Here is a 23662-nt window from a genome sequence, read left to right on the forward strand (position 1 = left end):
CTCAGCGTTCCTCTGAGTTCTGCAGGGAGGGAAGGCGGACGGCGAACCGTACTCCCGGCCCCGGAGCCAGGTTCTGTGCGGTCACTGACCCGCCGTGATCGGCGACCACTGCGCGGACGATGGCGAGGCCCAGACCCACGCCTGCTGCCGCGGGGGTGCGGGCGTCGTCGAGGCGGACAAAGCGGTCAAAGACTCGCTCAGCATCCTCCGGCGGGATACCAGGACCGGCGTCGGTAATCTCCAGCACGAAGTCGTCAGCTTCCGTCGTCAGCGCCACACGGATCGGCGAAGCCCCGTGCGCCGCCGCGTTCTCCAGGAGATTGCGCACCATCCGGGCCAGCCGTGCGGGCCGGCCAAGAACCCGCGCCGCTCCGACGGCACGGGTCTGCACCGACACCGTGGGATGTGCCACGCGTAGCGCAGCCACTTCGCGGAAGACGATGTCATCCAAGTCGACCACCTCGGCACCCGGAGCGGCCTGCGGGTCGCCGCTTGCCGCCAAGGCCAGCAGATCGTCGACCAGCCGCTCAAGTGCGATGAGGTCGCCATGCCGGTTGGTGCGTTCGGTGTCCTCGTCGGTGAGTTCCGGGTGGGCGATCTGCACGTCGAGGTTCGCACGCATCCTGGCGATGGGGCTGCGAAGTTCATGGGATGCGTCCGCAACGAACTGCTGCTGCTGCTTCGCGGCCCGCTCGACCCGGTCGAGCATGCCATTCATGGTGGCCGCCAACCGGGCGATTTCATCGCCGGTGCGCGGGTCGGGGACCCGCCGGGACAGCGTCTCCGACCCGATACCCGCCACCTCGCGTCTGATGGAATCCACCGGCTCCAGCACACGCCCGACGAGCAGCCACACCCCTGCTCCGAGCAGGGCGGCGGTGAGTGGCACGCTCACGAGGAGCCCCACCGAGAGGGTATCCACGCTTTCGTTGACGTCGTCCATCGAGGTGGCGGTGTGGACCACGACGTCGCCTGGCTGCTCGGATCGCACCCGGTAGGGCTCGCCGTCGTTGGGCGCAATTACCGTGGTGAAGACTGCCGCATCCACCGCGGGCGCGACCAGGCGGATTCCTCCCGTGCCACGCGCTGTGGCGGCAATCACGGTCCCTGCAGGATTGAGAATCACCGCGAAGGAGTCCTCATCGCCGGCCGGCGGCAACACTGTCGGGGAGGCGGCGGACTGGGCCTGCGCGAGTACCGTCGCTGCACGCACGGTGAGCGTCTCGTCAACCGATTCGGTGAGCACCACGCGCTGCGCCGTGATCAGGGCCCATCCGGCGAGTGCAAGTACCGCCAGCACCAGGACAGTTACGACGGCGGTCGTTCGGCCGCGGATGCCGGCGAGCACGTCAGCCCTCCTCGATTCGATAGCCTGCGCCCCGCAGGGTCGTGATCCGCGCCGTTGAACTGTGCGTCTCCAGCTTTCGCCGCAAGCGGCCGATGTAGACCTCGACAATGTTCGGATCTCCGTCGAAGAAGTCCGTCCAGACTCCTTCGATGATCTGGTGCCTGGACAGGGACTCACCGGCGTGACGGATCAGGTAGTGCAGCACCTCGAACTCACGGGAAGTGAAGGGCACCTCCCGGTCCCCGACGTGCGCCCGTCGGGTCCGCGCGTCGACGGACAGATTGCCGACCGATTCCGGCGTCGGTGCGCGGGTTCCCCGCCTGAGCAGGGCATGCAGCCGGGCCACGAGTACCACGAAGGAGAATGGTTTGACCAGATAGTCGTCTGCTCCGGTGTCCAGCGCCTCCGATTCGTCGAGTTCACCGTCTTTGGCGGTGAGCATGAGGATCGGTGTCCAGCATCCCGCGCGCCGCAACTCGCGGCACACCACGAACCCGTTCATGCCGGGGAGCATAATGTCGAGGACAATCGCGTCGAAGGAACCCTCGGTTGCCCGCCACAGGCCACCGGGGCCGTCGTGTTCCGTTTCGACCAGGAAACCTTCGGCGGTCAACCCACGCGCGACGATCGACGCCAGTTGGATGTCGTCATCGACGATGAGCACCTTCACCTTCCGGGCTCCCTCCTGCCGATACCGACCATGATAGATCCGCAACGCCGGCGGCGCAGCGCATCGCCACCTTAAATTTGGTGGCCTGACGGCAGCCTGAACTTCCGGTTGTCGTGGTTCAGGAACGGGTCAGCACCCCGGACCCACTATGGAAGTCGGACCGGCCGTTTCGCCGGAGATTGGAGCAGACCATAAAAAATCGAACACGGCAGACGATCGTAGCGGTCGGACTGAGCACCTTGATGGCCGCAGAGGTCACCGGGTGCGCGGGCGTCGCCCCGTCGGCGTCGACTACGTCACCTGACCAAGCATCCGCAGCCCTCCCGGTAGGGGACCAGCCTGTGACGCTTGACCCGTCGACCTTTACCACTGACATCGACAATCCGTACTGGCCGATGAAGCCAGGCACCCAGTGGAGCTACCGCGAAGTCGGCGGTACCGGAGACACCCTGAGTGTCACGGTCATCGTCACTTCTGAGACGAAGAAGATCGCCAACGGCGTGACGGCCCGGGTAGTGCGCGACACGGTCCGGCGGGGCGACGTCATCGTGGAGGACACGATCGACTGGTACGCGCAGGACGCCGCCGGAGCTATCTGGTACCTCGGCGAAGACACCGCCGATTTTGAGAACGGGAAGCTGGCGTCCCGCGCCGGCTCGTTTGAGGCTGGCGTGAACGGCGCACTGCCCGGAATCGCGGTGCCCGCGAAACCCGCAGTCGGCATGGCATACCGCCAGGAGTACCTCGCCGGTGAAGCCGAAGATAACGGTGAAGTTCTCAGCGTTAAGGCGATGGCCGAAACCCCCGCTGGCCATTTCGACGATGTGCTTATGACGTGGGACACGATCACTATCGAACCCGACGTCGGCCAGGTCAAGTTTTACGCAACGGGGGTTGGTCCGGTACTCGCACTCGGAGCCGCTGGCGGCTCAGGACGTGAGGAGCTAGTCGCTATTGACACGGTGGCGGCGGGGACCGGTCTGGGCCCGCTCGGCAGTCCCTAGTCAGCCGAGCGTCAGCATCTGAAGAGTATTGTCCACAATCGAAGGAGGAAATCAATCATGGAACCAGGAACACGGAAAAGAATCATGACCACGGTCGCCGTTGCCGTCGCACTTGTTGGCGGGGGTGGCGCGGTGGCCGTCGCGGGAAACATGGAGGAGGATGCGTCGGAGACGGCGATAACCGGCGACGCGCTGAATCGGGCCGGGTCCGCGGCGCTGACGTTCATCGGTGAAGGCACTGTGACAGGCACCGAGATCGGCGACGAAGAAAGCTACTACGAAGTCGAGGTGACCAGAGGCGACGGCTCACAAGTTGACGTTCAGCTCGACGAAACGTTCACCGTCGTCGGCTCTAAAGCTGACACCGAAGACGACGGGTAGGCCGCCATTTGGCTGACTAGGCTCCGAGCCGTGCCTCATGCAGGCGGTCATCGAGCTCTTCGAGATCCTTGACCGCCGCACACAGCAGTAGCTGCCCGAAGGTCGGCGTGGCGGCCTGTGCCGGGAGGTCGGATTCAGCAGGGAGCGGAGGCGTGGCGGTGCGTTCGCATAGTTCGCGGGCATCGAGGACCGCACGCACCAGCGGGTGCCGCAGGGCTTCCAGGCCAGAGAGTCGCTGCTCGGAGCTCTCGATCCGGCGACGGGCGGGTGGGGCGGCGTCGGGGGAATCAACCACGACCGCGAGGCTGCCAGCTCGCGCAGTAGATGACCGTGCCAGGCGGCGTCCAGTGTCCGGTGATGCCCGTTGCGGTTCCATGCTGCCTTACGCTCGAATGGAGGCAGCACCCCAGCGGGCTGCCCGTGTTGCATCACCGGCGCGTCCGGTCCTCACCGGATGGCCTAGCTCTCGGGTTCAACGTCCCGGGCGCGCGGCCGGTTCCTGTTGCTGACGATAGTGATCGCAGAGGATCAAGGCAATAATCAGCATGCTTTCTTTATTCGAGTGTAGGGGACTCCTGCTGGCAGTGACGAGTCCATGACAATATCGCCGGTAGCGGATTGCAGGATCTTCTCTCCCGCAGGTCGCCTATTGTAGGTCTATGTCGATCAGTTCGGCTCCCGGCTGGGGCGCCTCTCAGGTAGAACGTGTTGTAGAAACGGTACTGCCGACGCGCTACGGCGTGTTCCGGATGGTGGGCTATCGCGACGCTCAGGAAAACGAGCACGTAGCGCTGGTCCGAGGTGACATTGAGGGGATCGTGCCGCTGGTGAGGGTCCACTCCGAATGCCTCACGGGAGACGCGCTCGGCTCCTACCGGTGCGACTGTGGCGAACAGTTGGATGCGTCGCTGCGGCGCATCAGCGAGGAGGGCACCGGCGTCGTCATCTATGTCAGGGGCCATGAAGGCAGGGGGATCGGCCTCCTCGAAAAGCTTCGTGCCTACGCGCTGCAGGACCAGGGCGTGGATACAGTGGACGCCAATACCACTCTCGGGCTCCCGGTCGATGCCAGGGACTACCAGCAGAGCACCGAGATCCTCCTCGACCTTGGTGTCACCCGCATCCGGCTGTTGTCCTCCAACCCCGCCAAGCAGGAGGCGCTGGAAAGCGGCGGGATCACCGTCGCCTCACGCAGTGGGCTGAACGTTGCGCAGCGCCCCGAGAACGCCGGCTATATCGCCACCAAACGTGCCAGGATGAGGCACGACCGCGAACCCGCCCAGGATGTGTGGCGCCACCTCACCGAGGGAGTTGTCCCGCGGGGGTCGGTCCACGGCCTCGGAGCCGACCTGCTCGCCCGGTACGGCCCCCTGGTTCAGGCGATCCGCCCGGACGGACGGCTGGTGATCGGCCAGCTCGGGCAGAGCCTGGACGGATTCATCGCATCGCGCACCGGCGATGCCCGGTTCGTCACTGGCGGGGAGGACCGCGAACACCTGCACCGGCTCCGGGCACTCGTGGACGCCGTCGTGATCGGCGCGTCGACAGTCGCGTCCGACGACTGCCAGCTCACCGTCCGCACGGTTGCAGGAACGAACCCCGTCAGGGTGGTGCTTGATCCTCAGGGCCGGATCCCTCGCGGCTCCCTGGTACTGACCGATGGTGCAGCCCCCACTCTCTGGCTGGTCGGGAACAAGGCGGTCATCCCGGAAGCCCTTGCCGCTCAGGTGAGCGTCAGGCGCCTGTCCGCCGAAGAATTCGAGCCACGCCGCATTCTTGACCTGCTGGCGGAGCTCGGCCACCCGCGGGTTCTGGTGGAAGGCGGCGGGCACACGGTGTCGCGTTTCCTTGAGGCGGGTGCGCTCGACCGGCTGTACCTCACCTGCGCACCCATCCTGGTGGGCGACGGCGTGCCGGGTATCCGCTTCACGGGGAGCGACGCGCTCTCAGGCGCTCTCTCCGCTCCCGTAAGGCGCTTCGAATTTGGCCGGGATATCTGCACCGAGTTCGACTTTTCGGCTGCGGTTTCCGCCTCTGTTGCGTAAGAGCCCACGCACGGCCAGCACCAGCAGCAGGGCTGCGCCGGGCAGCACCGATACCAGCGCCAGCAACCCGTAGCCCACCGACACCTCAAGTCCGAGGGCGCCCGGGTAGCCGGTCATGATGAACGCCAGCGCCGCGACTCCCTCGCGCGGACCCCACCCGCCCAGATTCAGGGGGATGGACATGCCGGCCAGGCAGATCGCTGCGAGAACGACGACGTCGGCAGTGTCCAGGTGGGGCGCCGTCAGCGCGGCCGACACGGCAAACAGGGACGCATACGACGCCCACCCCAGTACCGACAGAGCCCACACCGCGGCGACGGCCCGACCGGGAAGCCGCCGCAAGGACGGTCGTGCGGCGAGGAGCACCAGCACCGCACCGGCGGCAACAGCTGCCGCGAGCCGCCAGTCGGTGGTGAGAAGTGCGGTCACAGCGGCAAAGAGTACCACCACGGTGCCGGCCAGGCGTTCGCCTAGCACCGAGCCGATACTGTCGAGCCAGCTGGAGTGGTGGGCTGAGCGTTGCCGAGCGGTGCGAATGGCGTCGCCGGCGAGCCCGCCGGGTAGCACCGAGTTCAGGAACGACGCCTCATAACACTGGACGAGTGCGCCACTTCGGGGTAGCCGCATCGCGAATCCGCTGGACACCAGCCGCCAGCGTTGTGCCTGGGCGGCGGTCCCGATCAGGCCAAGCAGCAGCGCTGCGGCGATCGAGGGGGCGGTGAGAGCCTCCGTCCCGGCAGCGAACGGCGCGGTCCCGAAGGTCAGCACGAGGTAGTAGATGACCGCCGCGGCGCAGGCCGCCTGGAGAATCCCCAGCCAGATCCGGCGCGTCACTGCTGCGGAGGGAGGGCCAGCAGGTCCCGGTGCCCAATCGTGATGCGTAGCGAGCCGTCAGCGGCCTGGGCGCTCCGACGGGAGAGCCACTGCCCCACGTCGTCGGCTAGGGCCGGGTTTTCCTCACGGATGGCATCGGCCCGGTCGCCAAGGAACCGTTCAATGAGCTGGGAATGATTGCCCGTGAGTTCCCACGGTGTCTCCACCGTGGTGACGGCGAACCCGGCATCAGCGAGGAACCGGGCGGTGAGATCAACGCCTCGTGGTCCTGCGCGACCCCCGCGATTCTGGTGGGTGTTGAAGGTGTCGTTGAGGAGGCCGTCCAGGGGATCCGCGGGGTGGATGGCCATTACCCCGGTAACGCTGAGGCTGAACAACGCGGCGGTTCTCGTTTCGGCAAGCGCCGCGCACAAAGTGTGGAGCTGCGCCGGGGTGAGCAGATCCAGCAGCGCTGAACAGGTGACAATCCGGGGCCCGTCAGCCGGCGGACCTTCGCCGAGAATCCGCCCGAGGTCATCTATCCCGGCAACCACGGCTTCCGTGCCGGCGACGCCGTCGAATGCTGGGGCGCTCGCCGTGTACTCCAGGAGATCCGGGTCGTGGTCAATCAGGGTCCAATGCTGGGTCAGGGCCGGTTGGGTCAGGGCCAGCTGCGGGGCCAGCCACGCCTGGTTGGCTCCGGTACCCGCTCCGAGATCGAAAACCCGGATCGTACGGGCGTCGTCGCCGTCGGGCAGTGAACCCTGGGTCAGGAAAGCCTGCAGTTCGGCAATGAGCGGCAGGCTGGACTGCCGGGCGGCTTCGTCGGCGGGGCGACGGAGGGTGAGCCAGCCGCTGCTGATCGGCCGGGGCGCGTCGGAATCGGGGTTGGTCACCGATGAATGATTCTCAGGAGTGTTGTCGCGGTCTTGGCCCATGTCGGCAGTGTATCGCGGCGGCGCAGAGCGGCGTCCCGCCAGGATCGGCGCAGGGCCGGGTCGGTGAGCCAGTCCCGCAGCAGCCCGGCCAGTTGGTCCGGGTCGTAAGGGTCGACGACGCCGCCCGGCAGCGTCGGGCACGCGCGAACGGCGCCACGATCGAAAGCGTTGCCAGCAGCGCCCCCGGTGAGTGCCTCGACGGCGCCGGTGCCCGCGCCGACCACGCCCGGGATCCCGCGGGCCAGCCCCTCGGTGACCACCATGCCGAAGGTTTCAGCCACCGACGGCAACAGCACCAGGTTCGTCCGGTTCCATTCGGCGTCGAGCTCGGGACCCTGCAGTACCCCCGGAAAGGTGATGCGGCCGGGCTCGAAGCGGTCTGCGAGGTGTTGCAACATCGCGACGTGGGAGCCGCCCTGCTGACCTGCGCCGCCCACGAAAGCAGCGGTCCACGGCAGGTCGGTAACGTCGGCGAGCGCCGCCAGCACCATCGGGTGGTTCTTCCGGGGCGTCAGGGACCCCAGCAGCAGCAGATGCGGGGGGATGCTACCCGTTGCCAACGCCGCAGGTTCGGTGCCGGGAGGCACCGCGTGTACCCGATCCAGCCGGTAGCGGCGGAGCAGATCATCCCGGGCCCAGACGCTGGTGCAGATCACACCGCTCGCGTGCTGCAGCGCCGCTTCCTCGGAGGCCGCAAAAGCGGTCATCTCCTGTTCGGATAGGCCGGTCTCTGCTGGGAGCGGCAGATGCAACAGCACCCAGACGGTGGTCCCGGCGTCGACGGCGGTGCGGATCGCCTCGGGAGCCGCGGACGCGATGATCCCGTCGACCACCACCACCGGCTCCTGGCGGAGCGCCCGGGTCAGCGCCCGATGGTCTTCGGGGGTGGCATTCGGCCAGTTGCCTCTTACCGGGGAGATCGCCACGAGATGTCCGGCCTCGCCGAGGGCGGCGGCGAGGTAGTGGTTGTAGACGCTGCCGCCGCTCGGTCCTGGCAGACCGCGGGGAACTACCAGACCCAGCTCCACGTCGCGGCTAGCGTGGGGCGTCGGCTGGTGTGAAGTCCACCGAATAGCCAGCCCATGCGTCGGGGTGTTCGCGGAGCACGACATCCAGCCCGTCGAATAGCACCGTGTCGAAGCGCTTGCCCAGTTGGTCCGAGATATACCGGGCAACAGCTTCGGTCGTGGAGAGGACGCCGTCGAAGTCGGGATGCTCATCAAGATTCTGGTACCGCAGGCCGTTCAACACCTCGCCGAGCATGGCGGTCGCCTCGCCGATGTCGATCACCACCGCGTGCTCCGTCAGCTCACGACGCCGCCATGTCACCTCCACTACGAGGGTGGCCCCATGCAGCCCCTGGGCGGGTCCGAAGAAGGGGTCGGGCAGGCTGTGGGCGATCATCACGTGGTCGCGGACGGTCAGGCGATACATGGGGCTCCTGAGGGAGGGGGTGGCCGCGGCGATGGCGGGATCTCGATGGCGGGTTCGTCGGCGCACGGGTAGGCGATCACATGGCAGAGGGCGGACAGGGTACCGCTGGAAAGGTCGCGCATCACATGGGGGAGGTCTTCGAACTGCGACGTTCCGCTGAGCAGCGCATCGAACGCCGGATCCTTCAGGGCGTCCAGGGCGGCAGCGAGCCGGTCCTGGTGGGTCCGGCGGGCGCGGCGCGGCGCGGCGATGCTTCCCACCTGGCTGGCCCTGATGCTGAGGCGTCGGGCGTGGAAGTCCGCACCCAGCGGCACCTGGGGCTCGTGGGTGCCGTACCAGGACAGCTCGATCACCTCGCCTTCGTCGCCGAGCAGGCCAAGCCCCAGAGCCAGGCCGGCGGCTGTGGAGGAGCAGTGGAACACGATGTCGCAGTTGCCCAGGGCATCGTCCGGGTGCACCCAGTCGACCCCCAGTTGCGCAGCGAGGTCGGCGCGGGACGGATCCGGGTCCACCAGCTGGAGGCGGTCCAGCGGGAACCGGCGCAGGAGCATCGCCAGCGTCGCACCGATCATGCCGCCGCCGACGACGGCGATCCGGTCGCCCATGCAGGGTCGGGCATCCCACAGGGCGTTGACCGCCGTCTCGACGGCGCCAGCCAACACGGCGCGCTCGCTCGGGACGTCGTCGGGAATCACGGTAAGCGCCGCAACCGGAACCACATACAGGTCCTGGTGAGGGTAGAGGCAGAAGACCCGCTGGCCCACCAGGGTTGCGGGTCCTTCTTCCACGACGCCGACGGAGAGGTAGCCGTACTTCACGGGGCCGGGGAAGGAACCCTCCTGGAAGGGGGCCTCCATCCGGGCGGCCACCTCGGGCGGGATGTGTCCGTCATGGACCAGCGTTTCGGTGCCTCTGCTGATCCCCGAATACAGGGTGCGGACCAACGCCTCGTCGGGTGCCAGCGCAGGCAGGGGAGCGGTGCGCAGTTCGCCGTGGCCGGGCCCGGTGGTCCAGTACGATTGGCTCTGCTCACAAGAGGTGCTGTCCATAGCTTGATTATGCCCTGCGGCGTCGACACGACGTTTCCTAACCATTTGCCAAAGTCCGTCAGTAAGCTGGGTAGATGATCACTGTCAAGGGAACCATCAGCACACCCCTCTCGCCGTCGAAGGCCTTCGCCTTCCTCTCCGAGTTTGAGCACACCAGCGAATGGGATCCAGGCACTCCAGTGGTGGAGAAGCGTTCCATTGGCCCCGTGGCTGTCGGTCACCGGTATCACGCGGAGGCGGAGTTCCGTGGAAAGCGGCAGCCGATCGAGTATGAGGTCACCGAACTGCGCGAAGGCCACATCAAGTTGCGCGGCGAGAACAAGACGCTGGTCTCGTTCGATTCCATCGACGTCGTGCCATCCGGATCGGGCAGTGACGTCACCTATACCGCCGAGTTTGAGCTGAAAGGGTTTCGCCGGATTGCTGAGCCCTTCGTGAAGCCAGCACTGAACGGCCTGCGCGATCCCGCGTTGAACGGTCTGCGGGACAAACTGAACTCGCTCGCCTAGTTCGACAGGCAATCCGGTGGCTCAGGTCAGCAGGCGGGCCCTGTTCGATGCGGCGAGCGCAGTCCTCGGCTCGATCGGGGTCGGCGTCACGCTGCTGGCGCTGAACGATTCCCGGGATGTGACCAACCTGGCGGCGGTGGTGGCCGGTCTGACGCTGGTGACCATCGCTGCGCTCAGCGTCGTGCGACGCCGGCCGTCCTATTCCGGGCCAGCTGACCGGGTCACCCTGTTCCGGGCGGTGCTTGCGGGTGGGTGCGCCACTATCGTGGTGTTGTCGCTGTGGGGGACGGTCCCCACCCGGTCCTGGTGGCTGGTGCTGTTGGCTGCGCCGGCGGTGCTGCTGGACGCCGTGGATGGAGCGGTGGCCAGACGGACCGGCACAGCCTCTCCAGCGGGCGCTCGCCTTGATATGGAGACCGACGCCATCCTGCTCCTGGTGCTGTCCATTCCCGTTGCGCTGACCCTCGGCTGGTGGGCGTTGCTGATCGGGCTGATGCGGTACCTGTATGTCGCGGCGTCCTGGTTCCGTCCCGCGCTCAGGCGCGAGCTGGAGTTCAGCCAATTCCGCCGGGTAATAGCTGCCACCCAGTCAGTGGTGCTGGTGGTGGTACTGATCCCGGTGGTGCCGGTGGCTTGCGCGACGCTGGTGACTGCTGCCGCGCTCGCGGTGCTGTGTGTGTCATTTGGCCGGGACGTGGTCGCGTTGGAGCGGAACACCGCCCGGCCCGTCCACCCCTGAGGTCAGGAACCTGTCAGCGTCTGAATTCGGCCGCTGTACGATCGACGCATGGATGCCGAGGAGCTCATCAATACGATTCGTCTGCTGGTGGAGGAGGGCGTCGTGCCCGGCGCAGTGGTGGGCGTTCTGGATGGAAGCGACGAAACATTCGCGGCGGTCGGAAAGACCGAACCCGGGGGAGCCCGCGCGATGCCCGTCGACGCGCTCATGCGCATCAGCTCCATTACGAAGCCGATGCTCGCCGCGGTCGCTCTGCTCTTGATTCAGGACGGGGTGCTGAACCTCGACGATACCGTCGACACGCACCTTCCGGAGCTGGTAGACCGCCGCGTCCTGAATCGACTTGACGGGCCACTCGACGACACCGAGCCAGCCCATCGCGCGATCACCCTCAGGGATCTACTGACCATGCGAATGGGGTTCGGGTTTGTGTTTGAAAGCCCTTGCCCGGCCGTCGAGGCCGCTTGGGCCGCCGCTTTGGGATTCGGCCCACCCGATCCGCAGGCGATGCCTGCACCCGCAGAGTGGGTGACCCGCTTCGCTACCCTGCCGCTGCTCGAGCAGCCGGGGACAGTGTGGCGTTACGAGCTCGCGTATGCGCTGCTGGGGTGGTACTTGCCCGTGCGGCAAAGAGTTCGCTGGACGTGCTCATGAGTGAGCGGTTGTTCACGCCTCTTGCCATGTCGGAGACGGCGTTCGTTGCCGCGCATGGACGCCTCGTGCCCTCGTACATGAGAGGTGAGAACGGATTGGTCAGTTTTGACAGCGTCGATGAGAGCCGCTGGTCGACGGCGCCAGCGTTCCCCGACGCCCGGAGCGGGTTGGTGTCCACAGCGGGTGACATGCTGCGCTTCGCCGGCATGCTGCTCGACGACGGCGGCGGGCTGTTGTCTCCTGAACTGACAGAGGCCATGACAACCGATCAGCTCACCGCCGAGCAGCGATCAGGTCCCTCAGCACAAGCCTTCCTCGACGGAGGTGGTTGGGGATATGGCGTAGGGATAAAGCAGGGGCCTCTTGGCCGCCGTTACGGATGGGGTGGCGGTCTGGGCACGCTTTGGTATAGCTGGCCCGACCAGGGGGTAGCCATTACCCTGATGACTCAGGTGCTGCCGCCATCCGCCGCCTTATTCGATACTTTCGTTGACGCCGCCGAAGCGGCATTGGGGCGTCGTTAGCGAGTTTAGCTTCTCATTCGTACCTCAGGGCGTCGATGGGATTTTGACGTGATGCCCGCCGGGCGGGGAGTGTGCCGGCGAGGAAGGCGATGAGCATGACCAGGAGGATGATGGCGCCCATAGGTAGAGGTGCAAACCGGAGAACTTCAAGTCCCTCAAGTTCGGCATGCACGGAGCCTGCGCGCACATTGTTGGCGATCGCCCCGGTTCCGATCGCGGCAAGGGCTCCGATGACGCTTCCGAGGAAGCCAATGAACACGGCTTCGATGCTGAACAGGGCGTAGATCCGTCCACCTCCCATCCCCATGGCCTTCATCAGCCCGATTTCACGAGTTCGTTCCTGCACGCTCATGAGCAGTGTGTTGATGATCCCGAAGCCCGCGGCGATCAATGCGATCACGGCAAAGGCGTTGAGTACGCCAATGATTCCGCTGATGACGGTTTGGATGATTCCGACCTGGTCAGCCACCGTGACAGCGGCATAGCCTTGCTCTGCGAGGTCTGCCTGGAGCACATCAATATCCTCCTCGCTCGACACTGAGTCGAAGTGTCGTCGGCGAAGATCACTTTCGGATTGTTCACCAAAGCGCGGGCGATCACCACGCGCTGCTTTTGCCCGCCGGAGAGGGTGATGGCCTAGTTTTTCGCCTTATCGTCGAGTTCGAGCTGCTTCAACACAGCTATTCCACGGTTCTTGCGTTCCCGGGCTTCGACTCCCGCGATCTTCAAGGGCAGAACCATGTTTTCAAGCACGGAAGCGTTGGGTGTGAGAAAAAACTGCTGGAACACGAATCCGAAGTCTTCGTTGCGGAGTCGGCCGACCTGCTTCACACTGAGTTCGTCCGCGTTCGTACCCTGAACGAGCAGCGCGCCGCCGTCGGGCTTGTCCAAGAGGGCAAGCAAGTGCATCAGAGTTGACTTCCCGGAGCCGCTCTTACCGACGATGGCGAGCGATTCGCCCGCCCGAATTTCCAGCGACACGCTTTTGAGGGCATTGAAGCGTGCGGTGCCGTGTCCGTAGGACTTGCGGATGTCACGGACTGCCAGGACTGGAGTGCTCATTGGGCCGGACCTGGTCTGGAAAGGGCGGACTGTGGGGGTGGGTCGAGTGCACCCTGGTCCAGCCGGAAGGGCGGGTAATCGTCGCGCATCAGGGCTACATAGGTGATGGTCCGGTAGACCCATCGGTTGATGCCCATGATCAGGTTGAAGAGACCCAGACGGTAGACACCGGTGAACAGCAGGATCACGGCGGTGATGAACACGAGCAGACCCAACAGTGACATCCCGTTGGTGCCTCCCTCGGCTGAGGAGGCCCACACGCTGCCGGTGAGCACCCCGACAATGAGCAGATGGGGCAGTGCGAGGAGCCAGGACTTGACCAGGACCCGCGCATGCGAGAGTTTTTCCGGATATGCCACGTCGAAGGAGGCCGGGTAATCGGTGTGCGCCAGGGTGAAGGGGGGATAGTGGTCCGTGCCCATCACACCGTTGGCGTAGAAGGCGACCCGCCAGTTCCAGCGCATGACGCCGACGGTGAACTGGAAGAGCGACGCCGGGTAACGGCCAGTGAACAGGATCATCACGCCTGCGGCGACGGTGACCATCACGAAGGCAATCCCGAGGATGGCCAGCACGATGTAGTGGGGAATCGCCAAGATCCACTTAACCAGCCACATCCACCGCGAGAGATTGGGATCCAGTTCTCCCTCAAGCCGCGCTGGATAGGTTCCTCCGGCGTCTGCGTTGATTCCACGGCTGGATGAGGAGAGCATCCCCCTACCAAGACCGGCAGCCCCGGCGATGACAAGGGATGCCCCGACGACCAGCATCGCGATCACTGCGAGGACGGGTCCCGAGTTGGCGACGACGCCGATCGAGCCTGCGGTTAGCAGAACTCCGGTGACGAGAATGAACATGTGCGGCGGACTCATTTTTTCAGCTGGCGGACTGTACTGCCCGGAGGTTTGGGTTGGATGGGTGTTCATGGTGATTATCCTGGGTTTCTCGTGGTGGAACTGATTGGAATTTGATGTCACCCACCGCGTGCGGCGGGCAACGGAACAGGACGGGGACTGGACTTGGGTTCACGCTTGCTGTTGGACGCGATCGGCCTGACGGGCCGGGCTGGTCGGCGTGGTTGCTGGCGAGGCGGTGCGGGGCCAGGTCCAGGCGGAGCGCAGGATGAAGGCTAGGAGCAGCACTTCCAGTGCGACGCCGAGGCCGTAGTAGTACGTCCAGGACTCGCCCACCACGTTGAATGCCGCGTAGGGGATTTGTATCGAGGCCACGATGAGGTTCATGATGCGGTTCGCCCGGGCCGGCAGCGTCATTGACAGCACGATCATGAGGATCGGGATCGCCATGAGGGCGAGGAAGGTGGTCAGCAACGTCTGGCTGATGTCGAATTCAAAGACGACGCCGACCAGGATGTCATCGATGACGCCGGGCTTGAAGAAGGCGATAATGTCCACGTAGGCGTACAGGAACATGAAGCTGATCCAGGCTGCAGCGATCTTGGCTTGCACAGGGATCGGTGGGATGTCGAGCAGGGTTGGGGTTTTCGTTCGTATGGTCATCGGTTCTTCTTTCGAGAGGAGCGGTCCGTCCGCCGGAGTGGCGGCAGGCCTGGGCGTTTATACGCACGGGTTGGGTCGTTCTCGTCGATCCGGTTGTCAGACGGTGATCACGACCTTCCCTCGGGTGTGGCCGGCCCCGACGTAGCGGAGGGCATCGGCTGCTTTGTCGAGGGGGTAGGTGCGGTCGATGACGGGAGTGACCTGCCCGGTCGTGAGCAATCCGGCCAAGGTGAGCAGGTCCTCGTGCTTCCCGACCGATAGGAAGGGCTTCAGCTGCTGACGGGTGAACCCGGATAGCACGCGCGCTTTGACGATCCGACCGAGGGGGCCGAGCCAGCGTCCGCCGCGTCCGCTGTTGGGGATCAGGGTGCCGGTGGGCGTCAGTGCCCGGCGGACAGCCGCCAGGGGCTGGGCTTCCACATTGTCGAGAATGACGTCGTAGCGCTTCTCGGTGCGGGTGAAGTCGGTCCTCGTGTAGTCAACGACGTAGTCGGCACCGAGTGACCGGACCAGGTCGGCGTTACGGGTGCTGCACACACCCGTCACCTCGGCGCCAAACGCCTTGCCGATCTGTACGGCGAAGGAGCCCACGCCGCCCGACGCGCCCGTGACCAGCACTGTCTGGCCCGGTCGAACGTTCGCGATGTCGCGCAATGCCTGCAACGCCGTCATAGCCGACGTGGGCACCGCTGCCGCCTCCACGACCGACAGGTTGGCAGGCACGGACACGAGGTTGTCCGCCGGGACGCAGGCGTACTCCGCGAACGTTCCAGCGGTGCTCCAGCCGAACACCTCGTCGCCCAGGTGGAAAGCGGTGACATCCCTCCCGACCGCTGCCACCACGCCCGCGAGGTCCATGCCGGGGATGTCGTGGCGCGGCCGCCGGAGCCCGAACGCCAGGCGCACCACGTACGGCTCACCGGTCATGATGAAGTAGTCGCCAGGGTGCACCGAGGCCGCGCCCACCCGGACGAGCACATCGCTTCGACCGGGTAGCGGTAGCCCGACCTCGGACGACTCGAGCACTGAAGGCGGGCCGTAGCGGTGCTGGACGGCGGCCCGCATCGTCGCCGCCCCGGCCGGACTCGCCCCCGGCACCAGGCGTGCTCCGGCATTCGATCGCTGTTCGTTTCCCACCAGGGCCTCCTCATCTCCGAGCGGCGACTCTCGCTGGCTCGTACACCGTACGTCTTACGGTGTACGCTACACTATGCTCGTACGCTGTACTAGTGTCAAGGGTTTCGAGAAAGAAGGAGAGAACCGTGTCTGCGAGGGAACAACGCCAGGGCGCGTCAGACGCGGGGCTGAGCAAGCAGCGGGTGGTTGTCGAGGCGGTCCGGCTCGCCGACCGCGAAGGGGTCGACGGGCTGAGCATGCGCCGGCTGGCTGGCGTACTCGGCGCGGGCGCGATGTCGCTGTACCACTATGTGGCAAGCAAGGAGGAGTTGCTGGACGCCATGATCGACATCGTGTTCGAGGAGATCGAGCTCCCGCCCGAAGACACCGACTGGCAGTCGGCGATGCGACGGCGGGCGGTATCCGCCCGACAGGTTCTCGCACGCCACTCGTGGGCGATCGGCCTGATGGAGTCGCGGACATCGCCGGGGCCCGCGAACCTCCGCCACCACGAAGCGGTCACCGCCTGCCTGAGGAGGGCTGGCTTCCCGGTCTTGATGGCGACGCATGCCAACTGGTTGCTCGACAGCCTTGTCTACGGTTACGCCCTGCAGGAAGCCAGCCTGCCGTTCGACACCGCTGATGAGCTCGCGGACATGGCCGAGAACGTCTTCCTGCCCCAGCTTCCTCCTGACGAGTTCCCCTACCTCAACGAGTCAGCCGCGGCGCTCGTCGCTGCCGGCTACGACCCGGGGGAGGAGTTCATCTTCGGCCTCGACCTCGTCCTAGTCGCCCTCGAGCCACTGAGGGCCTCCGCATAGCGACGCTCAGCGGCGCCGCATACCGTTCCAGGTGATCCCAACAGTCTTTCCGCAGAAGGGTTTGAACGACCATCAGGTGCTTCCCTGGTTGGTGACGGATTTCGACGGCGGTCGGTGGGGCAAGTGCGCGCCACGCTGGTAGATCACCGAAAGTCGGTGAAGGTTCGATCCCTCGACAGGTGGGTCAGCGATTCTACAGAGTGTCTTTCGCATCATGTCTTGACAGCTTGCAATATTACAAAGCATGCTTATATCGTTGCCCCGGTCCCCGGCAGCATGCCAAGTAGATGGCTGCTATCAAGGGGACAGTTCACATGATTTTGACGGGTAACCTGCGTCAGATCCAACCTCGGGATCCACAGATATTGCGCGCGTCAGCCGCGGCGACCGTCATCCCGTCCACCTCCCATTTGCCCGTTCTGGAAACGGTCTGTGCACCCACCACACGGCGCACCGGACGATTCGCGCGCGGTCAGCGTGTCTCGGTCGATTTTGGCGGCGCCGAAGCGGCTGATGTCGCGGCATTCGCTCGGCACTACCTCGAACGGCCCCGGGACCGCGAATGCGTAGTAGACCGAAACAAAGGGGACGGAAGGAGGAACAAGGGTGGAAACCTACAGGAAAGCCTGGACAGCGATCTGGGGTAGCGTGCTGACAATCGGGGTCGTTATCGGTTTGCTCATCCTTCCTCTCGCTGGCCTGATCTGGGCGGGTATCGTCGCGGTCGCCGCGGCTTTGGTAGGCGTCGCTTCTCTGCGTTCCCGGCAGCCCGGAGAGAAGCAAAATCTGCTGCGTCCGGTTGCCATCCGTACAGGGCTGATCACGGCCGTCATGGTCGGTGCGGCCGGACTCATGGCCTTTCTCGGGAGCATGGTTCTGGTTCTGGCGCTGTTCGCCGCGGCCACCTACCCGCAGCTTATTTGCTTTTATCACCGGCGCCTGGGCACGGTGCACCGGCCCCTCGTCTCACGCGCAACCACTGCCCTACCGCCCGACCAAATCACTGCCCCTCTCGGACCTGAGCTGGACCGCTACTCCCAGCCGGTTCACCAACTTAGTGATGCTGACCTGTGCCGGACGTGGCGTTGCACCTACCTCGTGGTGATCCGCGCCAGCACGGCGCATGAGCTGAACCGTTTCGGAGTCCTCCGCGGCGACTGCCTGGATGAACTGCAGCGCCGCGACCCGGCAGCCTTCGCAGCGTGGATCAAGTCCGGCGCCCGCGCCTCGAGCGACCCCGAGAAGTTTTTCGGCCACAACCTAAGAAACCCCCGCACAGGGGCTGTATAAAGGACCCGTAGCAACCACCCGATTACCGAATTCCCGTTAGACCATCACGACGCATTGAAAGGATGAATGACAAATGAACTACAAGAGCTTGCTTTCACCTGAAGATCCGTTCCCCGTGGACCTCACCAGTCTCGACGACACGGAGGTCGAGGTACTGAACAGCCGGATACACCGGGCGTTGGATGCCGAATACCGGGCCTTTGGTACCCCTGACCCGGAAACGGAATTCCGTAAATAATTCCTCACCGAAGAACTTGACCGGCGCGATGCCGCTGCGATGATCGCCGTCCCCAAAGTGATGCGCTCCGTGGAAACTTTCTAACCATCTGATCAAGAGCCTCGGTGCTCGGGCACCGGCGGCGGCCCCGCCAACATGAGCGCTAAATGATCAGCGTGCGGTTCAGTACGGCTTCTGCTACTTCATGGAGGCTTCGCCTGTTGGTCCGCGCGTAGCTTCGAAGGCGGTGAAAAGCCTCGTTTGTGTCGACGTCCTGGAGGTGAGCGATCATGCCCTTGGCTTGTTCGATAAGGATCCGGCTGTTGAGGGCCTCCTGCAATTGCTCGTTGACGACTTCGGATTCCCTGACCAGGCGCTTTTGCAGGATCCCGATGGTCGACACGTCAGCTAGCGCCTGTCCAATCGCTACGTCTTCGTCGGTGAGCTCTCCGACGTCCGTCCGGAAAAGGTTCATTGCCCCGATGGTCCTGCCGTGTAGACGCATCGGGAAGGCGTGTACTGAACGAAAGCCCTGCGCCGTCGCTGCGTCCCTAAACTCAGGCCAGCGGTCTCTGGTTCCAGCGATGTCGCGGACGGTGACCGGGACCCCTGTGGTGTAGCACTCAACGCAGGGCCCTGCGCCGGATTCCTGCTGGAGCACCTCAACTAGCTGGCTTTCCTCGCTGGTGGATGCCAGCACCTGGAGCACCCCGTCAGGGCTAGCCAGCATCAACCCAGCGGCCGTGGCATCGAGTAGTTCCACGGACTGCTCCACCAGCGTGTACAGCAGGTCCAGCACATCGTAATCACCGACCAGGGTATCGGCGATCTTAACAAAGGCGGCGCTGACCCGGCTCGAGCGGGTTGCCATGTCCATGCAAACATGGTATCAAGGATCCGTTACTTCCATCAGGGCATAGAGGGGGTGAAGTTCAGCCTCCTATCCAACACAGCGTCGGAGGTTTGGCGGAGGGTGAGCCCGTTGGCGAACGCGTGGCCCCTCAGGATCAGCAAAGCACTAGCGGCAGAGCCGCCAGTCTGCGCCAGCACCATCCCGGTCGCCTGATGAATTTCCCGCCGGGACATCAACGAAGCAGACTGGTGTTCGCCGTCGTCGGGGTCCAATGCCAGGATGCTACGCAGCAAAGTCCACGCCGCACCGTCGGCAAGAGATCGCGCTGTCGAAAGATCAGGTCCACTCAGTGGTCCCGGACTGTCGCAGTACAGTTCGACCACCCCAATGTCCATTGCGCCGATAGCCAGCGGGAAAATGAAGAGGGCTTGCGCGTCCGTTTCGAGCAAAGCGTTGCCGAACACCGGCCAGTCCTCATGGGACTCCGAACGCACCCGGGGAATGAGCACCGGCGCGCGGGAACGGACGGCAGTCCATCGAGGTCCTTCACCCAAGTCGAACTGCAGCTCATCCAGCCGGGCGGAGAGGGCATCGCTCGCACATAGAGTGGTTTCCTGCATGGAACCGCCAAATGCGGACAGAGCGGCCCCAGACACCGGCAGTGCGTCAAGAAAGGATGCACACAAGGTGCAACACACCTCTTCCAGCCCGGATACCGTTCCGTCAGTCATCGTTGCGCTTTGATCTGAACGACGACGACGACGCGGCAGCGGCGGGGTAGAGAGTCCGTGTACTGGGGGTGCGCAACGCGGACAGCATCCTTCTCGCCCTTTCTTACGGCCGCCGACTCCCGAGGCAGTGAGCCAACCGCGCCGAATTTGAAAACTTCTCCAATTTTAGCCGCATGTGACCCAGCAAAAAAAGATACGCAGAGATAGGCGGGCTCACCGTTTTAGGACACTCTGAGCGGTCGTCAGTCGTCGGACTTCGCCGAGCTGGACTCAACCCCGCCGGAAGGCGTAGGACCCCGGGGATAGGGTCGGCTTCCGCCGGATAGGGATGCAGGGGACATAGCTCGTTCTGCGATTCGTCCGGACGCTCTGCTGTCGGCGCATCATGAGCGTAAAGTCATTTCATCTGGCTAGGAGGTGACCATGAAGTGGACCAAAGCAAGTGACATCGACGCAGGTTACACCTGTCGGGTCGACGGCGTTGAGCGTGCGCACGCCGGGTAACTCGCATTCAGCGGCCGTCAGCTCGCGCGCGTGGCTCGAAGACGCACGAGCGCGTGATCGTGGGCGGGTTCAAATGTTCAACGCCACCCGCCCGGATGGCCTGGACGGGTGGACAGTCGCCGTCGAGCAGTACGAACTGCTTGTCGACATTATTCTCAAGACGATCGATGCTTTCTCCGCGGAGGATGGCACAGTACTTTTGCAGGTCATCGTCAATGAAGCTCAGAACACCCTTGGAGCCCATCCTGCCTTCCCTAACGGAAGGCTTCCAATTGCGTCCGCTACACCAAGGTCGATCTCGAGGCCCGCGGCATCGTTGAAAGAGTCCTGAAAAGTTCACCCCAACGCGTCCGCAGGACACCGGGTAGCTAGCGACGGGCGGCGGACCGTTCAGATGATGGATTGATTCAGGCCAAGGAATGCCTGTCGAAAGATCATGGGCAAGCTTCCACCGATTCGTAGAACTCATGATCCCGTTGGGCCCGCAGATCACCTTCCTCCTCAGGGCTCACGAGCTCGACGACGAAAAGGACATCGCGGCAAGGAGCCGGGCACTCGACGTCGTGATCCGCGAGGCAATCTCGCGCGGACAGCACCGCGGAGCTCTCACCGGGGATTACACAGCTGAATGGATGACCGCTTCCCTCCATGCGCTGCTTTTTACCGCGTGGGAACACGTCGACGTCGGGCGCCTGGCCAAACTTGACGCACCTACTCTGGTAATCCGATCCTGGCTCTACGGGGCAGCTGCCACCAAAAACCTAGCCGTACGCTGACACCTGCGTACCACTCGCTCGACCGTGCGCGCGCGGGGGAGTGGAAACCGAGTAGTCCGACGTCGGAGCCGAGAAAAGTCGGGTAGGTGCCACTCGTGCGTGCGGGCTGGGGAATTCCTAGATTGGGCCTTGTCAACATTCACTGTTAGTTGAAGGTCTCGGATATGACTCAGTCAGTAGATTTCGCTGTAATTCGGCCCCTCGTCAGTAGGCCGTCCACCACTCCATGTCATCTCAGCGTCCAGATCATCGGAAGCCTCATCGTGAGGCGCGGCGATACAGTGCTCAACGCGCGGCAGCTCGGCGGGCCCAAGCCGCGCCAGATCCTGGAGTTGCTTCTTCTGGAACTTGGACACCCCGTGTCCAAGGACCGGCTCATCGAGCGGCTATGGGCAGGGAACAAGCCTGCAGAGGCGCTTCCGACCCTTGAAAGCTATATCAGCGTGCTTCGTCGTCACATTCAACCCGGTGCGGGGAAAGCCGGACCCCTGCGGACGGTCACCGCCGGCTACGTCATGGATCGCGACCTCGTCGACCTTGACCTGGACCGCTTCTCCGCGCAGATCAGTGCGGCACACCGGTGCGTCGACCCGTCGGCGGCTTACGAACTCTTGTGCGACGCGCTACGGCTCAACCATTCGCCGCTTCTCGGGGACGAACTCCGGCCTGCCTGGGCGGATGAAGAACGTGCACTCCACGCGGCGAGAGCAGCCGCGGCCAGTGTCCTTGCCGCCGAGGCCGCCGCGTTTCTTGGCAAACCCGCTGAGGCCGTGTCCTGGGCACGACAGGCGCTGGCAACAGATCAGCTGAATGAACGCGCCTGGGTTGCCCTCATCCTTGGGTTGGAGCAGGACTCCCAGTTTGCGGAGGGACTGCAATGTTATGAACAATGCCGCCGCACCTTTGACCAGGAGCTGGGGTGTGCCCCAGGCCCCGTCCTTCTGGCAGCCTACGCTCGGCTCCTCAGCGCAACGGCGGAGGGGGAGAACGAATTGGCACCCCTTTTGTCGGCCTTACTCGTCCTCCACCGGCAACTTGCCCAGCGTCCGGATTCGACGGATCCCGCTGCGCTGCAGTCAGTTCCCCCGGTTCGAAGCGCCCTCATCGAAGCAAGCGAACTCCTCACATCGTTCCTGATCCGCACGGTGCCAGCGGCGTAAGGTCGTCCGTCAAGGAAGTTGTCGCTGCACCGCGTCGTCGTTTGCAAAGGTGAGCGGGCAAAACGGAAGCGGGTAAAGGTGAGCGGGCAAACCAAGGGTTCTAGACCGCGTGAATCCGCCACGAGGCAGTGTGCTCCGCGCCGGGCGGCAGCGCCACCAGATCCGTTCCCGAGTTGAAGGCGTCAGGCGGGCAAGTCATGGGTTCGACGGCGAGTCCCCGTCTGCTACCCGCAGGATTCGCCGGCAGATCCCCGGTGTGCACCTGTACCCAGGGTAGGTCGCGGCCAAACGAGACCGCAGCCCCACGCCCGTCGGCACCGGTCACGCTGACCGTGGCCTCGTCGCCGTCGTACTGGACATCGGTGAACGCGTGGTCGAGGAACGCGGAATCGATCTGCCGCGGCGAACGGAAATCAAAGGTACCGCGCACGGGTGTCAAAACCGTGGGAATCAGCCGGTCGGGCGTCACTTCCAGCACTGTGGCGGCGGGCAGGGCCAGGGTCCAGTCATCCACGTGGTCGTCGCTGGCCACCAGATAGGGGTGGGGTGCCACCCCGTAGGGTGCAGCGTCGGGGCCGGTGTTGAGAGCGGTGACCGAGGTGGTGAGGCCGCCGTCGTCGAGCGTGTACGTCGCCTGGACGGTGAGCCGGAACGGGTACCCCTCCTGTGGGACCACGGTCGCCCGAAGCCGCACCGACGATTCACTCTGCTCAACCGTTTCCCAGTCCTCCCAGGCGAGGAGCCCGTGCAGGGCGTGGCCGCGCTCGGGCTCGGACAGGCCGAGCTGGTGCGCGACGCCGTCGAACGCGTAGGTGCCGTCCACCACCCGGTTGGGCCAGGGGATCAGCAGCGCGCCCCGATAGTTGGGGCGGATCTCGTCGGCGGAATAGGCGCGAATCAGGTCGCGGCCCCCGAAGCGGAGTTCGCGCAGCGACGCTCCAACACTGACGACGACGGCGGTGTACTCGCCGCGCCGCAAGCTGAGTTGGCGCCCGGACAGGGGAGTGGCGGCGGCGTGATCCATCACGAGCCCTCGGGTAGTTCCAGGTCGTCATTGAGGCTGAGGCACTCGGAATCCTGCGCCACCACAGACACAGCCGCCCCCAGATCTACCAGAATGGTGCTCGACGGCACCTCATTCGGATCAAACAGCACTTCCACCGCCGGGTTGCGGCCATAGGTGGTGGCCCGCCACACCTCGGCTTCTTCCTGGACGATCCAGTCGACGCCGTTCACTGACGCGCAGGAATCCGTGGTGGGTCCAGGGACGGCGACGCCGCAGCGCAGCACCACCTGCGAGGGATTGCCCCACGCAGCGGTGGCCTGACTGTTGGTTTCGCGCAGCTCGTTCTCGGCAACCAGTTTCGGCAGGGACACCATCACTGACGCGCATTCTGGGTTGGCGGCGTCGGCGGCTGCCTCCACACCAACGATCGGCGAGCAGGCCGTCAAGCCAAGGACGACGACGGCGAGCGGGGCTAGGAGACGGGAGGCACGCATGGTGTCA

General features: G+C 64.7%; 27 protein-coding genes and 2 pseudogenes. 12 read left to right on the forward strand and 17 right to left on the reverse strand.

Going from position 1 to position 23662, the window contains the following annotated elements:
* Position 1: 1 nt before the first annotated feature.
* A complete protein-coding gene (locus tag ACX80O_RS07360; protein WP_459306758.1) occupies positions 2-1348 on the reverse strand; it encodes a sensor histidine kinase in 1347 nt (448 codons plus the stop codon).
* Between the two features lies 1 nt (position 1349).
* Positions 1350-2018 (reverse strand): response regulator transcription factor, encoded by a 669-nt coding sequence (locus ACX80O_RS07365; protein WP_459306757.1) that lies wholly within the window; start codon positions 2016-2018, stop codon positions 1350-1352.
* Between the two features lie 341 nt (positions 2019-2359).
* Here ACX80O_RS07365 and ACX80O_RS07370 point away from each other — a divergent pair, with 341 nt between their 5' ends.
* Both ACX80O_RS07370 and ACX80O_RS07375 read left to right on the forward strand, forming a co-directional pair.
* A complete protein-coding gene (locus ACX80O_RS07370) occupies positions 2360-3022 on the forward strand; it encodes a hypothetical protein (protein ID WP_459333025.1) in 663 nt (220 codons plus the stop codon).
* A gap of 57 nt (positions 3023-3079) precedes the next feature.
* Positions 3080-3403 (forward strand): PepSY domain-containing protein, encoded by a 324-nt coding sequence (locus tag ACX80O_RS07375; RefSeq protein WP_459306754.1) that lies wholly within the window; start codon positions 3080-3082, stop codon positions 3401-3403.
* A gap of 16 nt (positions 3404-3419) precedes the next feature.
* Here the strand turns inward: ACX80O_RS07375 and ACX80O_RS07380 are convergent, their stop codons facing one another.
* A complete protein-coding gene (locus ACX80O_RS07380; RefSeq protein WP_459306752.1) occupies positions 3420-3698 on the reverse strand; it encodes a hypothetical protein in 279 nt (92 codons plus the stop codon).
* A gap of 364 nt (positions 3699-4062) precedes the next feature.
* Here ACX80O_RS07380 and ribA point away from each other — a divergent pair, with 364 nt between their 5' ends.
* Entirely contained in the window at positions 4063-5448 is a 1386-nt protein-coding gene (gene ribA / locus ACX80O_RS07385) for a GTP cyclohydrolase II (RefSeq protein WP_459333026.1), read from the forward strand.
* On the opposite strand, the gene ACX80O_RS07390 is transcribed toward ribA, so the two are convergent.
* Genes ACX80O_RS07390 through ACX80O_RS07410 form a run of 5 tightly spaced genes read right to left on the reverse strand, consistent with a single transcriptional unit; the run spans position 5350 to position 9682 of the window.
* On the reverse strand, positions 5350-6282 hold the full coding sequence (locus ACX80O_RS07390; protein ID WP_459306750.1) for a lysylphosphatidylglycerol synthase transmembrane domain-containing protein: 933 nt from the start codon (positions 6280-6282) through the stop codon (positions 5350-5352). The two genes, ribA and ACX80O_RS07390, sit on opposite strands and share 99 nt — an antisense overlap.
* Positions 6279-7199 (reverse strand): small ribosomal subunit Rsm22 family protein, encoded by a 921-nt coding sequence (locus ACX80O_RS07395; RefSeq protein WP_459306749.1) that lies wholly within the window; start codon positions 7197-7199, stop codon positions 6279-6281. Before ACX80O_RS07395 ends, ACX80O_RS07390 begins: the two co-directional genes overlap by 4 nt.
* Positions 7154-8227 carry a glycosyltransferase family 4 protein gene (locus ACX80O_RS07400; protein WP_459333027.1) on the reverse strand — a complete coding sequence of 358 codons (1074 nt, stop codon included), beginning with the start codon at positions 8225-8227 and terminating at the stop codon, positions 7154-7156. The genes ACX80O_RS07395 and ACX80O_RS07400 overlap by 46 nt, the downstream gene beginning before the upstream one ends.
* A 7-nt stretch (positions 8228-8234) precedes the next feature.
* Complete coding sequence (locus ACX80O_RS07405; protein WP_459333028.1) at positions 8235-8633, reverse strand: 6-pyruvoyl trahydropterin synthase family protein; 399 nt, start codon at positions 8631-8633, stop codon at positions 8235-8237.
* A complete protein-coding gene (locus ACX80O_RS07410) occupies positions 8621-9682 on the reverse strand; it encodes a zinc-dependent alcohol dehydrogenase (RefSeq protein ID WP_459333029.1) in 1062 nt (353 codons plus the stop codon). The genes ACX80O_RS07405 and ACX80O_RS07410 overlap by 13 nt, the downstream gene beginning before the upstream one ends.
* A 74-nt stretch (positions 9683-9756) precedes the next feature.
* On the opposite strand from ACX80O_RS07410, the gene ACX80O_RS07415 reads away from it, so the two are divergent.
* The 3 genes and pseudogenes from ACX80O_RS07415 to ACX80O_RS07425 all read left to right on the forward strand — a co-directional run bounded on the left by ACX80O_RS07415 (position 9757) and on the right by ACX80O_RS07425 (position 12108).
* Positions 9757-10191 (forward strand): SRPBCC family protein, encoded by a 435-nt coding sequence (locus tag ACX80O_RS07415; protein ID WP_459306743.1) that lies wholly within the window; start codon positions 9757-9759, stop codon positions 10189-10191.
* Between the two features lie 16 nt (positions 10192-10207).
* Positions 10208-10930: a CDP-alcohol phosphatidyltransferase family protein gene (locus ACX80O_RS07420; RefSeq protein WP_459333030.1), complete on the forward strand. Its 723-nt coding sequence runs from the start codon at positions 10208-10210 to the stop codon at positions 10928-10930.
* A gap of 48 nt (positions 10931-10978) precedes the next feature.
* Positions 10979-12108 (forward strand): annotated as a pseudogene (locus ACX80O_RS07425) (serine hydrolase domain-containing protein).
* Between the two features lie 13 nt (positions 12109-12121).
* On the opposite strand, the gene ACX80O_RS07430 reads toward ACX80O_RS07425, so the two are convergent.
* The 5 genes and pseudogenes from ACX80O_RS07430 to ACX80O_RS07450 all read right to left on the reverse strand — a co-directional run bounded on the left by ACX80O_RS07430 (position 12122) and on the right by ACX80O_RS07450 (position 15824).
* Positions 12122-12646 (reverse strand): ABC transporter permease, encoded by a 525-nt coding sequence (locus ACX80O_RS07430; RefSeq protein WP_459333031.1) that lies wholly within the window; start codon positions 12644-12646, stop codon positions 12122-12124.
* A gap of 20 nt (positions 12647-12666) precedes the next feature.
* Positions 12667-13170 (reverse strand): annotated as a pseudogene (locus ACX80O_RS07435) (ABC transporter ATP-binding protein); the annotation flags it as partial.
* A complete protein-coding gene (locus ACX80O_RS07440) occupies positions 13167-14096 on the reverse strand; it encodes a DUF4389 domain-containing protein (protein WP_459333032.1) in 930 nt (309 codons plus the stop codon). The pseudogene ACX80O_RS07435 and the gene ACX80O_RS07440, both read right to left, overlap by 4 nt.
* Before the next feature lie 99 nt (positions 14097-14195).
* Positions 14196-14687 carry a DUF6326 family protein gene (locus ACX80O_RS07445; RefSeq protein WP_459333033.1) on the reverse strand — a complete coding sequence of 164 codons (492 nt, stop codon included), beginning with the start codon at positions 14685-14687 and terminating at the stop codon, positions 14196-14198.
* Positions 14688-14783: 96 nt separating this feature from the next.
* The gene (locus tag ACX80O_RS07450) at positions 14784-15824 is read right to left on the reverse strand and encodes an NAD(P)-dependent alcohol dehydrogenase (protein ID WP_459333034.1); all 1041 of its coding nucleotides are present in this window, start codon (positions 15822-15824) and stop codon (positions 14784-14786) included.
* Positions 15825-15949: 125 nt separating this feature from the next.
* On the opposite strand from ACX80O_RS07450, the gene ACX80O_RS07455 reads away from it, so the two are divergent.
* The 3 genes from ACX80O_RS07455 (at position 15950) to ACX80O_RS07465 (ending at position 18152) form a co-directional block, all read left to right on the forward strand.
* On the forward strand, positions 15950-16624 hold the full coding sequence (locus ACX80O_RS07455; RefSeq protein ID WP_459306731.1) for a TetR/AcrR family transcriptional regulator: 675 nt from the start codon (positions 15950-15952) through the stop codon (positions 16622-16624).
* A 606-nt stretch (positions 16625-17230) separates the two neighbouring features.
* Positions 17231-17914, forward strand: coding sequence for a hypothetical protein (locus ACX80O_RS07460; RefSeq protein ID WP_459333035.1), 684 nt, complete (start codon positions 17231-17233; stop codon positions 17912-17914).
* Positions 17915-17987: 73 nt separating this feature from the next.
* A complete protein-coding gene (locus ACX80O_RS07465; RefSeq protein WP_459333036.1) occupies positions 17988-18152 on the forward strand; it encodes a hypothetical protein in 165 nt (54 codons plus the stop codon).
* 142 nt (positions 18153-18294) lie between these two features.
* Here the strand turns inward: ACX80O_RS07465 and ACX80O_RS07470 are convergent, their stop codons facing one another.
* Entirely contained in the window at positions 18295-19008 is a 714-nt protein-coding gene (locus tag ACX80O_RS07470; protein ID WP_459306725.1) for an ANTAR domain-containing protein, read from the reverse strand.
* A 32-nt stretch (positions 19009-19040) separates the two neighbouring features.
* Positions 19041-19715, reverse strand: a complete 675-nt coding sequence (locus ACX80O_RS07475; protein ID WP_459333037.1) for a GAF and ANTAR domain-containing protein — start codon at positions 19713-19715, stop codon at positions 19041-19043.
* Between the two features lie 442 nt (positions 19716-20157).
* Between ACX80O_RS07475 and ACX80O_RS07480 the strand changes: the two genes are divergently transcribed.
* From ACX80O_RS07480 to ACX80O_RS07490, 3 genes are all read left to right on the forward strand, one after another.
* Positions 20158-20550, forward strand: coding sequence for a hypothetical protein (locus ACX80O_RS07480; protein WP_459333038.1), 393 nt, complete (start codon positions 20158-20160; stop codon positions 20548-20550).
* Positions 20551-20638: 88 nt separating this feature from the next.
* Complete coding sequence (locus ACX80O_RS07485) at positions 20639-20995, forward strand: hypothetical protein (protein ID WP_459333039.1); 357 nt, start codon at positions 20639-20641, stop codon at positions 20993-20995.
* Between the two features lie 164 nt (positions 20996-21159).
* Positions 21160-22155 carry an AfsR/SARP family transcriptional regulator gene (locus tag ACX80O_RS07490; protein ID WP_459333040.1) on the forward strand — a complete coding sequence of 332 codons (996 nt, stop codon included), beginning with the start codon at positions 21160-21162 and terminating at the stop codon, positions 22153-22155.
* A 100-nt stretch (positions 22156-22255) separates the two neighbouring features.
* Here ACX80O_RS07490 and ACX80O_RS07495 read toward each other — a convergent pair whose 3' ends face one another.
* Both ACX80O_RS07495 and ACX80O_RS07500 read right to left on the reverse strand, forming a co-directional pair.
* Positions 22256-23179, reverse strand: a complete 924-nt coding sequence (locus tag ACX80O_RS07495; RefSeq protein ID WP_459333041.1) for an aldose 1-epimerase family protein — start codon at positions 23177-23179, stop codon at positions 22256-22258.
* The gene (locus ACX80O_RS07500) at positions 23179-23655 is read right to left on the reverse strand and encodes a DUF3515 family protein (RefSeq protein ID WP_459306713.1); all 477 of its coding nucleotides are present in this window, start codon (positions 23653-23655) and stop codon (positions 23179-23181) included. The genes ACX80O_RS07495 and ACX80O_RS07500 overlap by 1 nt, the downstream gene beginning before the upstream one ends.
* Positions 23656-23662: the final 7 nt, after the last annotated feature.

Source organism: Arthrobacter glycogeni, from assembly GCF_054511155.1.